Origin of the sequence: Gilliamella sp. Bif1-4 (genome assembly GCF_001690535.1) — a bacterium.
In the GTDB taxonomy this organism is placed as follows: domain Bacteria; phylum Pseudomonadota; class Gammaproteobacteria; order Enterobacterales; family Orbaceae; genus Gilliamella; species Gilliamella bombi.
The window spans coordinates 12,705-27,568 of record NZ_LZHC01000047.1; the positions used below are offsets into that span (position 1 = coordinate 12,705).

At 38.0% G+C, this 14,864-nt stretch carries 24 protein-coding genes; 23 read left to right on the forward strand and 1 reads right to left on the reverse strand.

What is annotated here, in order from left to right; translation table 11 throughout:
• Position 1: 1 nt before the first annotated feature.
• A complete protein-coding gene (gene sltY / locus A9G25_RS06910) occupies positions 2-1,939 on the reverse strand; it encodes a murein transglycosylase (protein WP_065626325.1) in 1,938 nt (645 codons plus the stop codon).
• Positions 1,940-2,101: 162 nt separating this feature from the next.
• Here sltY and iscR point away from each other — a divergent pair, with 162 nt between their 5' ends.
• The 23 genes from iscR to rpsH all read left to right on the forward strand — a co-directional run bounded on the left by iscR (position 2,102) and on the right by rpsH (position 14,864).
• Entirely contained in the window at positions 2,102-2,557 is a 456-nt protein-coding gene (iscR, locus tag A9G25_RS06915; protein ID WP_065589729.1) for a Fe-S cluster assembly transcriptional regulator IscR, read from the forward strand.
• 38 nt (positions 2,558-2,595) lie between these two features.
• Positions 2,596-3,810: an IscS subfamily cysteine desulfurase gene (locus A9G25_RS06920; protein WP_065626326.1), complete on the forward strand. Its 1,215-nt coding sequence runs from the start codon at positions 2,596-2,598 to the stop codon at positions 3,808-3,810.
• A 15-nt stretch (positions 3,811-3,825) separates the two neighbouring features.
• Positions 3,826-4,212 (forward strand): Fe-S cluster assembly scaffold IscU, encoded by a 387-nt coding sequence (iscU, locus tag A9G25_RS06925; protein ID WP_034911174.1) that lies wholly within the window; start codon positions 3,826-3,828, stop codon positions 4,210-4,212.
• Positions 4,212-4,535, forward strand: coding sequence for an iron-sulfur cluster assembly protein IscA (iscA, locus tag A9G25_RS06930; protein WP_065561024.1), 324 nt, complete (start codon positions 4,212-4,214; stop codon positions 4,533-4,535). The genes iscU and iscA overlap by 1 nt, the downstream gene beginning before the upstream one ends.
• Positions 4,536-4,550: 15 nt before the next feature.
• On the forward strand, positions 4,551-5,069 hold the full coding sequence (gene hscB, locus A9G25_RS06935) for a Fe-S protein assembly co-chaperone HscB (RefSeq protein ID WP_065626327.1): 519 nt from the start codon (positions 4,551-4,553) through the stop codon (positions 5,067-5,069).
• Between the two features lie 36 nt (positions 5,070-5,105).
• Positions 5,106-6,965, forward strand: coding sequence for a Fe-S protein assembly chaperone HscA (hscA, locus tag A9G25_RS06940; RefSeq protein WP_065626328.1), 1,860 nt, complete (start codon positions 5,106-5,108; stop codon positions 6,963-6,965).
• A gap of 14 nt (positions 6,966-6,979) precedes the next feature.
• Positions 6,980-7,318, forward strand: a complete 339-nt coding sequence (fdx, locus tag A9G25_RS06945) for an ISC system 2Fe-2S type ferredoxin (RefSeq protein ID WP_065605936.1) — start codon at positions 6,980-6,982, stop codon at positions 7,316-7,318.
• A 365-nt stretch (positions 7,319-7,683) separates the two neighbouring features.
• Positions 7,684-7,995: a 30S ribosomal protein S10 gene (gene rpsJ / locus A9G25_RS06950; protein WP_006120582.1), complete on the forward strand. Its 312-nt coding sequence runs from the start codon at positions 7,684-7,686 to the stop codon at positions 7,993-7,995.
• 31 nt (positions 7,996-8,026) lie between these two features.
• Entirely contained in the window at positions 8,027-8,653 is a 627-nt protein-coding gene (gene rplC, locus A9G25_RS06955; RefSeq protein ID WP_034911162.1) for a 50S ribosomal protein L3, read from the forward strand.
• A 16-nt stretch (positions 8,654-8,669) separates the two neighbouring features.
• The gene (rplD, locus tag A9G25_RS06960) at positions 8,670-9,272 is read left to right on the forward strand and encodes a 50S ribosomal protein L4 (protein ID WP_034911160.1); all 603 of its coding nucleotides are present in this window, start codon (positions 8,670-8,672) and stop codon (positions 9,270-9,272) included.
• The gene (gene rplW / locus A9G25_RS06965) at positions 9,269-9,571 is read left to right on the forward strand and encodes a 50S ribosomal protein L23 (RefSeq protein ID WP_034885052.1); all 303 of its coding nucleotides are present in this window, start codon (positions 9,269-9,271) and stop codon (positions 9,569-9,571) included. Before rplD ends, rplW begins: the two co-directional genes overlap by 4 nt.
• Before the next feature lie 18 nt (positions 9,572-9,589).
• Positions 9,590-10,414: a 50S ribosomal protein L2 gene (rplB, locus tag A9G25_RS06970; protein ID WP_034911158.1), complete on the forward strand. Its 825-nt coding sequence runs from the start codon at positions 9,590-9,592 to the stop codon at positions 10,412-10,414.
• Between the two features lie 19 nt (positions 10,415-10,433).
• A complete protein-coding gene (gene rpsS, locus A9G25_RS06975; RefSeq protein ID WP_024496505.1) occupies positions 10,434-10,712 on the forward strand; it encodes a 30S ribosomal protein S19 in 279 nt (92 codons plus the stop codon).
• Positions 10,713-10,725: 13 nt separating this feature from the next.
• Complete coding sequence (gene rplV / locus A9G25_RS06980; protein WP_034947997.1) at positions 10,726-11,058, forward strand: 50S ribosomal protein L22; 333 nt, start codon at positions 10,726-10,728, stop codon at positions 11,056-11,058.
• 14 nt (positions 11,059-11,072) lie between these two features.
• Positions 11,073-11,810 carry a 30S ribosomal protein S3 gene (gene rpsC, locus A9G25_RS06985; protein WP_065561018.1) on the forward strand — a complete coding sequence of 246 codons (738 nt, stop codon included), beginning with the start codon at positions 11,073-11,075 and terminating at the stop codon, positions 11,808-11,810.
• A 12-nt stretch (positions 11,811-11,822) separates the two neighbouring features.
• Positions 11,823-12,233, forward strand: a complete 411-nt coding sequence (rplP, locus tag A9G25_RS06990; RefSeq protein WP_034911153.1) for a 50S ribosomal protein L16 — start codon at positions 11,823-11,825, stop codon at positions 12,231-12,233.
• Positions 12,234-12,425: a 50S ribosomal protein L29 gene (rpmC, locus tag A9G25_RS06995; RefSeq protein WP_034902373.1), complete on the forward strand. Its 192-nt coding sequence runs from the start codon at positions 12,234-12,236 to the stop codon at positions 12,423-12,425.
• 1 nt (position 12,426) lies between these two features.
• Positions 12,427-12,687, forward strand: a complete 261-nt coding sequence (gene rpsQ, locus A9G25_RS07000; RefSeq protein ID WP_034911151.1) for a 30S ribosomal protein S17 — start codon at positions 12,427-12,429, stop codon at positions 12,685-12,687.
• Between the two features lie 196 nt (positions 12,688-12,883).
• On the forward strand, positions 12,884-13,255 hold the full coding sequence (rplN, locus tag A9G25_RS07005; protein WP_025314392.1) for a 50S ribosomal protein L14: 372 nt from the start codon (positions 12,884-12,886) through the stop codon (positions 13,253-13,255).
• Between the two features lie 10 nt (positions 13,256-13,265).
• Complete coding sequence (gene rplX, locus A9G25_RS07010) at positions 13,266-13,580, forward strand: 50S ribosomal protein L24 (protein ID WP_065626329.1); 315 nt, start codon at positions 13,266-13,268, stop codon at positions 13,578-13,580.
• A 17-nt stretch (positions 13,581-13,597) separates the two neighbouring features.
• Positions 13,598-14,137 (forward strand): 50S ribosomal protein L5, encoded by a 540-nt coding sequence (gene rplE, locus A9G25_RS07015; RefSeq protein ID WP_025314394.1) that lies wholly within the window; start codon positions 13,598-13,600, stop codon positions 14,135-14,137.
• Positions 14,138-14,148: 11 nt separating this feature from the next.
• On the forward strand, positions 14,149-14,454 hold the full coding sequence (gene rpsN / locus A9G25_RS07020; RefSeq protein WP_025314395.1) for a 30S ribosomal protein S14: 306 nt from the start codon (positions 14,149-14,151) through the stop codon (positions 14,452-14,454).
• A 17-nt stretch (positions 14,455-14,471) separates the two neighbouring features.
• Positions 14,472-14,864 (forward strand): 30S ribosomal protein S8, encoded by a 393-nt coding sequence (gene rpsH / locus A9G25_RS07025; protein ID WP_034911147.1) that lies wholly within the window; start codon positions 14,472-14,474, stop codon positions 14,862-14,864.

Here is a 14,864-nt window from a genome sequence, read left to right on the forward strand (position 1 = left end):
ATTAATATTGTTTATTAAATTCATTTGAACTAAGAAAATTGACATTTTTTTGCCCTAAGATTACTTGATAAATATAATCATATACCAATACGTTTTTGACGTAATTACGTGTTTCAGTAAACGGTATACTATCGATAAATGCTACTGCATCAAGTTTTCCGTTACTCTTTTTTAGCCAGCGCTTAACATTATTTGGACCAGCATTATAAGCGGCTGAAGATAATATACGATTTTTATCATTTTGTAGATAAGCAGTGTTTAAATAGGTAGTGCCTAACTGTATATTTGTTTGAGGATCAAACAATTGTGCTGATGAAATATAAGTTAATGAATTAACTTTTTTAGCTGTCTCTTTTGCTGTAGCTGGCATTAATTGCATTAATCCACTGGCGCCGACAGGTGATTTGACAGTAGTATCAAGTGCACTTTCTTGGCGAGAAATAGCTAAAGCATAAGATAAACCAATAGCTTTATCTTTTAATGCATTGTTATATAAATCTTCGTACATAATAGGCAAACGCTCTGTCCAGTTATTCCAGAGTTTGCCTGCAATGGTTGCTTGAATACTAAGATCCCCCCACCCTTTTTGTAAGGCATATTGAGATAATGCTAAATATTCATTCTTATTTTTTTGATTATTTAACATATATCGCCATTCGTAGCTTGATTCTGAAAGCATTCCTAAATAACGTAATTCGTTAATTCTTTTTACATAGGGTTGATTGTCGTATTTGCTTTTTAAGGTTGATATTTCTGATGGTGTAATCTTTGGTGATTGGTTATTGATCGAATAAGGTTGATTAAGAGTTTGTGCACTTATCATGCCATAAAACCCACGTTTGGTTGTGAGTGTTTGTAAAATTTTGTTAGCTTCACTTTTTTTATCATTATTTAATAAAACTCTAGCTTGCCAATATTGCCAGTCTTCTTTTAATTGATCTTCTGGTGATAGTTGTGCTATCCAATAAGCGATGTCTGTGAAGTTATAGTTATCGATAGCAAGGCGGATACGTTTTTCAACTAATGTTGTATCGTGGTATTTTTCAATATAGCTATCACGCCATTTAATTTGTTCATCTGTTGCAGAATTTTTAAAGTAGCTGTTAGCTAAACTCTTTTGTAATGCTACCTGCTCTGCTTTACTTAAAGTTTGCTGTTTAACTAATTTTGGTAATAATGCTGCAGCTAAATTCATATCAGCTTTTACTAAGCGAGGGAATGATGATAAGACAACTTTTTTAGTGAAAGAGCTAGCTTTAATATTTTTTGAAAAATCTTCTAATTTTTTAGGATTATTAAGAACAGCTAGTAAATTGATTTTTGTTGTTTTGTAGTTGTCATCAAGTAAATTAGCTAGGTGTTTGGCTAATTTTAAATTATTTGCATCAATAGCAAGTTCGATACGTAATAGTATTAAATTAGCTGTCCGTTTACCTGCTTGAGCCCAAGCGTCAAGTAATGGATCGCATGCAGAAGGAAGTTCTTTGCCTGTCATCCAAAGAGATTCAACAGAGCTAAAAGCAACCTCGTTATTTCCTTGTTGTAGTAATGCATATTGATAACGACAGTTAGAGAGTATGGAGTTATCTTTTGGGAACGAAACGATTGAATTCCAATCTTGACGATTGCTTAATTCGGTTAAATAAGATTGTGTCAATGAAGCTGTTAGCGGAAAATCATTATATTGATTGACAAAATTGCTTACCATTTGTGGTGAAACGATTTTAATATTACTCTGAAAAAACTGTACAGCAGCATAAGGATATAATGGGTAATCTTTTATGGTAGAGAGCAATGTTTGCTGTTCTTCAAAGTTAAGTGATTGATATGAATTAAGCCATTTTTGATAATTTTCTCGTCCTTTTAGAGAACTATCTGCGTAAATGTTACCTGTGGACAATAGGCTAATTATCAAAAAATAACGTAATAGTAATTTCATCCTTTAACTCCCATGTGAATTTAGTTTATTAGATTAGCATATTAAGCTATGATTCGTCGATAATGAACTGCGGTTTAATTCCTACTAAAACACTCAACTAAATACTTGACTAAATCGAAAGGATATATACAATATGCATACACACATATAAAGGAATGCTCAATGAAACTGACATCAAAAGGGCGATACGCGGTGACAGCAATGCTTGATGTTGCTTTACATGCAGATTCAGGACCGGTATCACTAGCTGATATTTCAGAACGTCAAGAAATTTCACTTTCTTATCTTGAACAATTGTTTGCTCGATTACGAAAAAATGGTTTGGTGCGCAGTGTTAGAGGCCCTGGTGGCGGTTATATACTGAGTCGTTCTATGGATCAAATTGCTATTAGTTCAATTGTTAAAGCTGTCGATGAAACAGTGCATGCGACAAAATGTCACGGGCAAGATGGATGTCAAGGCGGTGTTAGATGTTTAACCCATACACTGTGGAATGATTTAAGTGAACGAATTGAGGACTTTTTAACTAGCATTACATTGAGTGAATTGGTCAATAATAAAGAAGTTAAAGCTGTTGCTAGCCGACAAAGTAATATACAACACGTTCAAATTAATTAATAAAAATAGAATACAGAATTTCTCATTGGGAGTAATTAATGAAACTACCTATTTATATGGATTATGCAGCGACAACGCCTGTAGATCCTAGAGTTGCTGAAAAAATGATGCAGTATTTAACGCCAGACGGTATATTCGGTAACCCAGCATCTCGTTCCCACAAATTTGGCTGGCAAGCTGAAGAAGCCGTTGATATTGCCCGTAATCAAATTGCCGATCTTATTGGTGCTGATTCACGCGAAATTGTCTTTACGTCAGGGGCAACTGAAGCTGATAATTTAGCAATTAAAGGTGCCGCTCATTTTAATCAAGCCAAAGGTAAGCACATTATTACTTGTAAAACTGAGCACAAGGCTGTGCTTGATACTTGCCGCCAGCTTGAGCGAGAAGGTTATGAAGTAACTTATTTAACGCCAGAATCCGATGGGATCCTTGATCTTGATAAACTTGCAACGGCTATGCGTAGTGATACAACCGTTGTATCAATTATGCATGTCAACAATGAAACGGGTGTAATACAAGACATCGAAAAAATTGGTGAGATGTGCCGTGAAAGAGGCATTGTTTTTCATGTTGATGCAACCCAGTCTGTTGGTAAATTACCAATTGATGTAGCTAACTTAAAAGTTGATTTAATGTCATTTTCTGGTCATAAAATTTATGGGCCAAAAGGTATTGGTGGGCTTTATGTAAGGCGTAAACCGCGTGTTCGTATTGAAGCTCAAATGCATGGCGGTGGTCATGAACGAGGTATGCGCTCTGGTACTTTACCTGTGCATCAAATTGTGGGCATGGGTGAAGCGTATCATATAGCTAAACAAGAGATGGTTACTGAAATGCCTCGTTTATTGGCTTTAAAAAATCGTTTATGGGATGGTTTAAAAGACATTGAAGAGGTTTATTTAAATGGTTCTTTGGAGCACAGTGTGCCAAATATCTTAAATGTGAGTTTTGCTTACATTGAAGGTGAATCGTTGATGATGGCTTTAAAAGATTTAGCTGTTTCATCTGGTTCTGCATGCACATCTGCGAGTTTAGAGCCGTCTTATGTATTACGAGCATTAGGGCTTAATGATGAGCTGGCTCATAGTTCAATTCGATTTTCTATTGGTCGTTTTACCACAGAAGAAGAAATTGATTATGTCATTAAATTAATCAGAGAATCTATTGGGAAATTAAGGGATTTATCGCCTCTTTGGGAAATGTTTAAAGATGGCGTTGATTTAACAAAGATTAAATGGTCAGCACATTAAAATTGGGAGTAAATTATGGCATATAGTGAAAAAGTTGTTGATCATTACGAAAACCCACGTAATGTTGGTTCGTTTGATCAAAATGATCCTAATGTTGGTAGTGGTATGGTTGGCGCACCAGCGTGTGGTGATGTGATGCGTCTACAAATCAAAGTGAATGACAATGGTATTATTGAAGATGCTAAGTTTAAAACTTATGGTTGTGGTAGTGCAATTGCATCAAGTTCTTTGGTTACAGAATGGATAAAAGGTAAATCATTAGACGAAGCAGAAGCTATCAAAAATACGGATATTGCTAAAGAACTTGCTTTACCTCCGGTTAAAATTCACTGTTCAATTCTAGCGGAAGATGCAATTAAAGCTGCTATTGATGACTACAAAACCAAAAAAGGACAACGTTAATGGCAATCACATTGACTAATAGTGCAGCTGATCGTGTTCAAGCCTTTTTGGCTAATCGCGGAAAGGGTGTTGGGTTACGATTAGGTGTTAAAACATCTGGTTGTTCTGGTATGGCTTATGTTTTAGAGTTTGCCGATGTGATTAATGATGATGATAGTGTCTTTGAAGATAAACATGTCAAAGTTATCGTGGATAAAAAAAGCTTAGTTTATATTGATGGTACTGAACTTGATTTTGTTAAAGAAGGATTAAATGAAGGTTTCAAGTTTAATAATCCTAATACGAAGCACGAATGTGGCTGTGGCGAAAGCTTTAATGTGTAATCGGACACAATAATTATGGTTAATTACTTCGAGCTATTTAGTTTGCCAGCTCAATTGCCGGTGGATGTCGCTCAACTAACAACTCATTATCAGCAATTGCAAAAGCAATATCATCCAGATAATTTTGCTGTTGTAAACGATATTGATAAAGTGGCAATTGTTCAAAAGTCAGCAATCATTAATGATGGTTATCATACGTTAAAAAATCCAATTAAAGCCGCTGAGTATTTTTTATCTCTACAAGGTTTTGACGTAGCAACTGAACAAAGTATTATTCATGATACTGATTTTTTAATGGAGCAATTTGTTTTACGTGAAAGACTTGATGATATCGAAAGTAAAGATAATTTTGAATTATTAGATGATTTTTATGCTGAGATTGTTGCTCGTCAAAAGATAGTCTATAACGAATTATTACAATTTATTACTAATCAAGATTGGTCAAAAGCACTTAATCAGATCTATAAAATTCGCTATCTTGCCAGATTGATTGAACAAATCGAAAAGTTACAAGAAAAGCAATTTGATTTATAATTTAATATAAGTAACATATCGATAGAGATAGATTAAATGGTATTATTACAGATCAGCGAACCAGGACAAACTCCACTACCACATCATCGCCGCCTTGCTGTAGGAATTGATCTTGGTACAACTAATTCATTAGTAGCAACGGTACGAAGTGGACAAGCAGAGGTATTGCCTGATTTAGAAGGTAATCCGCTATTGCCATCCGTTGTGCATTATGGCGTCGATCATGATGATAACTCTGTTATCACGATTGGAAAAAATGCCAAAGATAATGCTGTGAATGATCCGCAAAATACAGTTAGCTCTATTAAGCGATTAATGGGGCGAAGTTTATCTGATATAGATTTATCACAATTTCCTTATACTTTTTCACAAACTGAAAATGGTGTTCCTTTATTAAATTTGCCTAATGAGCAAGTAAATCCAATACAAGTTTCATCAGAAATTTTGACAGCGTTAGCTGAGCGAGCAAAAGAGAGCTTACAAGGTGAAATTGATGGTGTGGTTATTACTGTGCCAGCTTATTTTGATGATGCACAACGGCAAGCAACAAAAGATGCTGCCAAATTAGCTGGCTTGCATGTATTGCGCCTACTTAATGAACCTACAGCCGCTGCGATTGCGTACGGTTTAGATTCAGGGAAGGAAGGTATAATCGCTGTTTATGATTTAGGTGGCGGTACTTTTGATATTTCTATTTTACGCTTAAATAAAGGTGTTTTTGAGGTTCTAGCAACTAGTGGTGACTCAGCTCTTGGTGGTGATGATTTTGATCGGCTACTTGCTGACTATATAAAAGAGAAATTAGGATTAACTAATAATATAGATCCTTATATTAATCAAAAAATCAGTAGCCAAGCTACCGAAATAAAGATTTTATTAAGTGAGCAAGATTTAGCTGTATTTTCTCTGGATAATCAATCTTTGACTATTACTCGCCAGCAATTTCAACAATTAATTGAGCCATTGGTTAAACGCACTTTAGCTGTTTGTCGCCGTGCATTGAAAGATGCCGAGATTAATGTGGATGAAGTAGTTGAAGTTGTTATGGTTGGCGGCTCTACTCGTGTGCCATTAGTGCGAGAATTAGTAGGGAATTATTTTAAAACTAATCCCTTGATATCTATCGATCCTGATAAAGTAGTTGCTATTGGTGCAGCTATTCAGGCCGATATTTTGGTTGGCAATAAACCCGATTCAGATATGTTATTGCTTGATGTGATCCCATTGTCGTTAGGCATTGAGATCATGGGTGAATTGGTCGAAAAAATTATTCCACGTAATAGTACAATTCCGTGTGCAAGAGCTCAAGAGTTTACAACTTTTAAAGATGGTCAAACCGCGATGATGGTTCATGTTTTACAAGGAGAACGTGAAAGTGTTGCTGATTGTCGATCTTTGGCTCGTTTTACTCTGCAAGGTATTCCAGCAATGCCTGCCGGTGGTGCGCACATTAGGGTGACTTTTCAAGTTGATGCTGATGGTTTATTAAGTGTAACAGCAATGGAAAAATCAACGGGTATTGAAGCTGCTATCCAAGTAAAACCTTCATATGGACTGACTGATAATGAAATTGCCGATATGATTCAAGATTCAATCAGTTACGCACAGCAAGATAAACAGATTCGAATACTTGCTGAACAAAAAGTTGAGGCAGCTAGAGTGCTTGAAAGCTTGCAAAGTGCTTTAGATAAAGATGCTGACTTATTAGATGAAAGTGAACTAAACCATATTTTAATTGCTAAGCATCAATTACAAGCTGTAAGTGAGTCAAATGACAGTTATGCAATTGAAAAACAAATTAAAATTGTTGATAAAGTAACACAAAATTTTGCAGCTAAGCGGATGGATAGGTCAATTCGACATGCGTTAACTGGCCATAACGTTGATGATATTTAACTAACGAGATTATTATGCCAAAAATTACTTTTTTACCGAATGCGGAGCTTTGTCCAGATGGAAAAACTGTCGATGCCCAAGAAGGCGAATCCATTTTAGAAGTGGCATTGCGCAATGATATTGAAATCGAGCATGCTTGTGAAATGTCATGTGCTTGTTCAACATGCCACTGTATTGTGCGTAAGGGATTTGATTCGCTTGAAGCAAGCGATGAACAAGAAGATGATATGTTAGATAAAGCCTGGGGAGTTGAACCGCATAGTCGTTTAAGCTGTCAAGCTCGTGTCACGAATGAAGATTTAGAGGTCGAAATCCCAAGATATAGCCTTAATCATGCTAAAGAAGATCATTAGTAAGTTATCATAATGATTATCCATTATGGGTTAATATAAAAATAATATTAAATCTGGTTATTTGATTGAAATTTGGTAATTGTAAATTAATAACCAGAAAAAGCTTCTCATCTTTAAACCCAAATATCTGTATTTATTTCTTGCCGTTAGTTAACTAACAGAGTATAATCGCCCCACTTTGTTTATTGCCTTTATGTAAACAAATGAGAAAAAGATATAATTGTTATAAAAAATAGCTAATTATATCGACAATACTCCCGATTTGGGGGTTACGAAAAAGAACGGATTACACTCTCCTGTCAATCGAAACAGGGTAAGAGGAGTAGTCTTTTGTTATAACTTTTAAATAATGGAGCTCTGGTCTCATGTCGAACCAAAGAATCCGTATCCGGTTAAAAGCGTTTGATCATCGTTTGATTGATCAATCAACTGCTGAAATTGTAGAAACTGCGAAGCGCACAGGTGCGCAAGTTCGTGGTCCTATTCCATTACCGACACGCAAAGAGCGTTTCACTGTATTGATTTCCCCACACGTTAATAAAGATGCGCGTGATCAGTACGAGATTCGCACTCATAAACGTCTAGTTGATATTGTTGAGCCAACTGAAAAAACAGTTGATGCTTTAATGCGTCTAGACCTTGCTGCCGGTGTTGATGTGCAGATCAGTTTAGGTTAGTCCTAAGCTGAATGATTGAGAGGTCGAAACAATGATTGGTTTAATCGGTCGTAAAGTAGGAATGACGCGTATCTTCACTGAAGATGGTGTTTCTATTCCTGTCACCGTAGTTGAAGTTCAAAGCAACCGCATTACTCAAGTTAAAACACTTGAGAATGATGGTTATCAAGCTATTCAGGTTACTACTGGCAGCAAAAAAGCAAGCCGTGTAAACAAACCTGAAGCAGGTCATTTCGCTAAGGCTGGCGTTGAAGCTGGTCGTGGTCTATGGGAATTCCGTTTTGAAGAAGGTGAATTTTCTGTAGGTCAAAGTATTAACGTTGATATCTTCGCTGACGTTAAGAAAGTTGATGTTACTGGGACATCTAAAGGTAAAGGTTTTGCTGGCGTTACTAAACGTTGGAATTTCCGTACTCAAGATGCTACTCATGGTAACTCTTTGGCACACCGTGGTCATGGTTCTATTGGTCAAAACCAAACTCCAGGTAAAGTGTTTAAAGGTCGTAAAATGGCAGGTCACCTAGGTAATGAACGTGTAACCGTTCAAAACTTAGATATTGTACGTGTTGATGCTGAACGTAATCTTTTATTAATTAAAGGTGCAGTTCCTGGCGCAATCAATAGTGACGTAATTGTTAAACCGGCAATCAAGGCTTAACGTCGAGGAGATAGAGATGGAATTAGTAGTAAAAGACGCGAAAGCGCTTTCTGTTTCCGAAACTACCTTCGGACGTGAGTTTAATGAAGCGTTAGTTCATCAAGTAGTTGTTGCTTATGCATCTGCTGCTCGTCAAGGTTCTCGCGCACAAAAAACTCGTGCAGAAATCGCTGGTTCAGGTAAAAAACCATGGCGTCAAAAAGGTACCGGTCGTGCTCGTTCAGGTTCAATTAAGAGCCCAATCTGGCGCAGTGGTGGTGTAACATTTGCAGCAAAACCACAAGATCATAGCCAAAAAGTTAACCGTAAAATGTATCGTGGTGCATTAAAGAGTATTTTCTCTGAATTAGTGCGTCAAGAACGTTTAGTTGTGGTTGAAACATTTACTGTTGAAGCACCTAAGACTAAATTATTAACTCAGAAATTAAACGATATGAATCTTAATGATGTTCTTATTATCGCTTCTGAAGTTGATGAAAATCTTTTCTTAGCAGCACGTAACTTACATAAAGTTGATGTGCGTGATGTGGCAGGTATTGATCCAGTTAGTTTGATTGCATTTGACAAAGTGGTTATCACAGTTGATGCCGTTAAACAAGTAGAGGAGATGTTAGCATGATTCGTGAAGAGCGTCTGCTTAAAGTCCTGCGAGCACCACATGTTTCTGAAAAAGCATCTATTTCAATGGAAAAAACAAATACATTAGTATTGAAAGTTGCTAAAGATGCTACTAAGAGAGAGATTAAAGCCGCAGTTGAACAACTATTTGAAGTTAAAGTAGATGACGTTAATACACTTGTTGTTAAAGGTAAAGTTAAACGTCGTGGTCAACAAATCGGTCGCCGTAGCGACTGGAAAAAAGCTTACGTTACTTTAGCAGAAGGTCAAAATTTAGACCTTGCTGGCGTCGCTGAGTAATTCGGAGGAGTAAGAACAATGGCAGTTGTTAAGTGTAAACCTACATCTCCGGGTCGTCGCCACGTTGTTAAAGTGGTTAACCCAGAGTTGCATAAAGGTAAACCTTATGCACCGTTGCTTGATTCAAAAAGCAAAACTGGTGGTCGCAATAATAATGGTCGTATCACTACCCGTCACATTGGTGGTGGTCATAAACAACATTATCGTATTGTTGACTTTAAGCGTAATAAAGATGGTATTCCAGCAGTTGTTGAACGTTTGGAATATGATCCAAACCGTAGTGCAAATATTGCATTGGTTTTATATAAAGACGGTGAACGCCGTTATATTTTAGCGCCTAAAGGCTTAAAAGCAGGTGATCAGATCCAATCTGGTGTTGATGCAGCAATTAAAACAGGTAACTGTTTACCAATGCGCAATATCCCAGTCGGTTCTACTGTGCATAATATTGAAATGAAACCAGGTAAAGGCGGACAAATTGCTCGCTCTGCTGGTAGTTATGTTCAAATCGTTGCGCGTGATGGTGCTTATGTAACATTACGTCTACGTTCAGGTGAAATGCGTAAAGTATTATCTGATTGTCGTGCCACTATTGGTGAAGTTGGTAATTCAGAGCATATGCTTCGTGTATTAGGTAAAGCGGGTGCAACGCGTTGGCGTGGTGTTCGTCCTACTGTTCGTGGTACAGCAATGAACCCGGTAGACCATCCACATGGTGGTGGTGAAGGTCGTAACTTTGGTAAACATCCTGTGTCTCCATGGGGTCAAAAAGCCAAAGGATTGAAAACGCGTAGCAACAAACGTACTGATAAGTATATTGTTCGCCGTCGCAATAAGAAATAATTAATATAGAGGATTAGCTATGCCACGTTCTCTCAAGAAGGGTCCTTTTATTGACCTACACTTGCTGAAGAAGGTAGAGAAAGCGGTGGAAAGCGGGGACAAGAAACCAATTCGTACTTGGTCCCGTCGTTCAACGATCTTTCCTAACATGATCGGTTTGACCATCGCTGTCCATAATGGTCGTCAGCACGTTCCAGTTTATGTTTCCGACGAAATGGTTGGTCATAAATTGGGTGAATTCGCGCCGACTCGTACTTATCGCGGCCATGCGGCTGATAAGAAAGCTAAGAAGAAATAAGTAGGAGAAAGAGATGGAAACAATTGCAAAGTACCGCCACGCTCGTTCTTCTGCACAAAAGGTTCGCTTAGTTGCAGATCTTGTTCGCGGTAAGAATGTGTCTCAGGCACTAGATATTTTAACGTACACCAATAAAAAAGCGGCTGTACTTGTTAAAAAAGTATTAGAGTCTGCTATTGCTAATGCAGAGCATAACGATGGTGCTGATATTGATGATCTAAAAGTTGCGAAGATTTTCGTAGATGAAGGCCCAACCATGAAGCGTATTATGCCTCGTGCGAAAGGTCGTGCAGATCGAATTTTGAAGCGTACGAGTCACATCACCGTGATCGTTTCAGATCGCTAGGCTGGAGAATAGCAATGGGTCAAAAAGTAAATCCAAATGGTATCCGATTAGGCATTGTCAAGCCTTGGACATCTACATGGTATTCGGGTACAAAGACATTCGCTGATAATTTAGAAAGTGATTTTAGAGTGCGTGAATTCTTAAATAAAGAATTATCTCAAGCGTCAATCTCTAAGATTGTTATCGACCGTTCAGCAGAAACTAACGTTCGTATTACTATTCACACTGCTCGTCCGGGTATTGTGATAGGTAAAAAAGGCGAGGACGTTGAAAAATTACGTAATGCCGTAGCTTCTATTGTCAATAAATATAAAGACAAAAGAGAAAAACGTGATGTAGCAGTACAAATTAATATTGCTGAAGTTCGTAAACCAGAACTTGATGCTAAATTAGTTGCTGATAGCATTACTTCTCAATTAGAACGCCGCGTTATGTTCCGTCGAGCTATGAAACGTGCGGTTCAAAATGCAATGAAGGCGGGTGCTAAAGGTATCAAAGTCGAAGTAAGTGGTCGTTTAGGCGGTGCTGAAATTGCTCGTAGCGAATGGTATCGTGAAGGTCGTGTACCTTTACATACATTACGGGCTGATATTGACTATGGTTTATCTGAAGCATTAACTACCTATGGTATTATTGGTGTTAAAGTGTGGATCTTCAAAGGTGAGATCCTTGGTGGTATGGCTGCCGTTGAACAAGCAGAAAAACAACCTGCTGCTCAACCGAAAAAGCAGCGAAAAGGCCGAAAACAATAAGGAGCGTCGCTGATGTTACAACCAAAGCGTACAAAATTCCGTAAAGTGCACAAGGGCCGCAATCGTGGTCTTGCTGTAAGTACTGATGTTAGTTTCGGTACATTCGGTCTTAAGGCTGTAGGTCGTGGTCGTTTGACTGCGCGCCAGATCGAAGCAGCACGTCGTGCAATGACTCGTGCAGTTAAGCGTCAAGGTAAAATTTGGATTCGAGTTTTCCCTGATAAACCAATTACCGAAAAACCACTTGCAGTGCGTATGGGTAAAGGTAAGGGTAACGTTGAATACTGGGTTGCTCAGATTCAACCAGGTAAAGTCCTTTATGAAATGGACGGTGTACCGGAAGAAGTTGCTCGTGAAGCATTTGCGTTGGCAGCTGCAAAACTGCCAATTAAAACCACCTTTGTGATTAAGACGGTGATGTAAATGAAAGCAAAAGAGCTACGCGAAAAAAGCGTTGAAGAGTTAAATACTGAACTTCTTAATTTATTACGTGAGCAATTTAACTTACGTATGCAATTAGCTGGAGGTCAGTTAACACAGACTCATATGTTAAAACAAGTGCGTCGTAATATTGCACGAGTTAAAACATTATTAACTGAAAAGGCGGGTGCGTAATATGACTACTGAAGTAAAAATTCGTACTCAGCAAGGTCGTGTTATTAGCGACAAAATGGATAAATCTATTACTGTAGCTATTGAACGTAAAGTGAAGCATCCGTTATATGGTAAGTTCATTAAACGTACGACTAAATTGCATGTACATGATGAAAACAACGAGTGTGGTATTGGTGATACTGTAGAGATTAAAGAGTGTCGTCCATTATCAAAAACCAAATCTTGGACTCTTGTTCGAATCGTTGAAAAAGCAGTTATTTAATCTTTTTTTGATTGAAAACTGTACATAATATAATAAACGGCTGAACGGCCGTTTATTTTATGCTATCCATTTTATTTGAGTGGTGTTATACTATGCGTCCTCACGTAAGTGGGTTTTTGGTTGTCTATTCTTATCCATGGTAGTTGAGATGGATGAAGGTAGATTAGACAATAATTAATTTATACGGAGCATTAAAATGATCCAAGAACAGACTAGGCTAGATGTTGCCGATAACTCTGGCGCACGTAGCGTAATGTGTATCAAGGTTCTCGGTGGATCGCACCGTCGTTATGCAGCAGTAGGCGATATCATCAAAGTTACCATTAAAGAAGCAATTCCTCGTGGTAAAGTTAAAAAAGGTGATGTACTTAAAGCTGTTGTTGTGCGCACTAGAAAAGGTGTTCGTCGCCCTGATGGATCTGTCATTCGTTTCGATCGCAATGCTTGTGTTATTTTAAATAATAACAGTGAGCAACCGATTGGTACGCGTATTTTTGGACCGGTCACTCGTGAACTTCGCTCTGAGAAGTTTATGAAGATCATTTCATTAGCACCAGAAGTACTGTAAGGAGCGGGTAATGGCAACGAAAATCCGTCGAGAAGATGAAGTTATCGTGTTAACTGGCAAAGATAAAGGTAAACGCGGTAAAGTTAAGAGTGTTTTGTCTACAGGCAAAGTGATTGTTGAAGGTATCAATTTGGTGAAAAAACATCAAAAACCAGTACCTGCATTAAATCAAGAAGGTGGAATTGTTGAAAAAGAAGCAGCTATCAATGTTTCTAATGTGGCAATTTTTAATCCAGCTACAGGCAAAGCAGATCGCGTAGGCTTTCGTATTGAAGACGGTAAAAAAGTCCGTTTTTATAAGTCTACTAATGAATTAATCAATTAAGTAATTTGGAGTGTACGATGGCGAAACTGCATGATTACTACAAAGCACAGGTAGTAAATAAACTGCAAGAACAGTTTGGCTACAAATCTGTCATGCAAGTCCCTCGGATCGAAAAGATCACCTTGAATATGGGTGTGGGTGAAGCAATTACTGATAAGAAATTATTAGATAATGCTGTTGCAGATTTAGCTGCAATCAGTGGTCAAAAACCACTAGTCACTAAAGCACGCAAATCAGTTGCTGGTTTTAAAATCCGTCAAGGGTATCCTATTGGTTGTAAAGTCACTTTACGTGGCGAACGTATGTGGGAATTTTTTGAGCGTCTAGTTTATATTGCCCTTCCTCGTACTCGAGATTTTCGTGGTTTAAGCGCAAAATCTTTTGATGGTCGTGGCAACTATAGCATGGGTGTTCGTGAGCAAATCGTTTTCCCTGAAATCGATTATGACAAAGTTGATCGTGTTCGTGGTTTAGATATTACTATCACCACTACTGCACAATCAGATGAAGAAGGCCGAGCTTTATTATCTGCCTTTAACTTCCCATTTCGTAAGTAAGGTAGGGCATAATGGCTAAACAATCAATGATTGAACGCGATAAGAAACGCGTAAAGCTAGCAGAAAAATATTTTGCAAAGCGTCAAGAATTAAAAGCGATTATCTCTGATCTTAATGCATCAGATGAAGATCGTTGGAATGCAGTGCTTAAATTGCAAACGCTTCCTCGTGATTCTAGTCCATCACGTCAACGTCGTCGTTGTCGTCAAACTGGTCGTCCTCATGGCGTCCTTCGTAAGTTTGGTTTAAGCCGTATTAAGGTTCGTGAGTCAGCCATGCGTGGTGAGATTCCTGGTCTTAAAAAGGCAAGTTGGTAATCAGGGGAGTGTTATAGATGAGCATGCAAGATCCTATAGCAGATATGTTGACCCGTATTCGTAATGGTCAATCTGCGAATAAAGTTGCAGTCACCATGCCTTCCTCTAAGCTAAAAGTGGCAATTGCCAATGTGCTAAAAGAAGAAGGTTATATTGGGGACTTTAAAGTTGTTGGTGACACTAAGCCGGAACTGGAAATTACTTTAAAATATTTCCAAGGTAAAGCTGTTGTAGAAAGTATCAAACGTGTTAGCCGTCCAGGTTTACGTATTTATAAACGTAAAGATGAATTGCCGAAAGTTATGGCTGGACTCGGTATCGCAGTTGTTTCTACTTCTAAAGGTGTTATGACTGATCGTGCAGCACGCCAAGCAGGTCTTGGTGGTGAAATTATCTGCTACGTAGCGTAA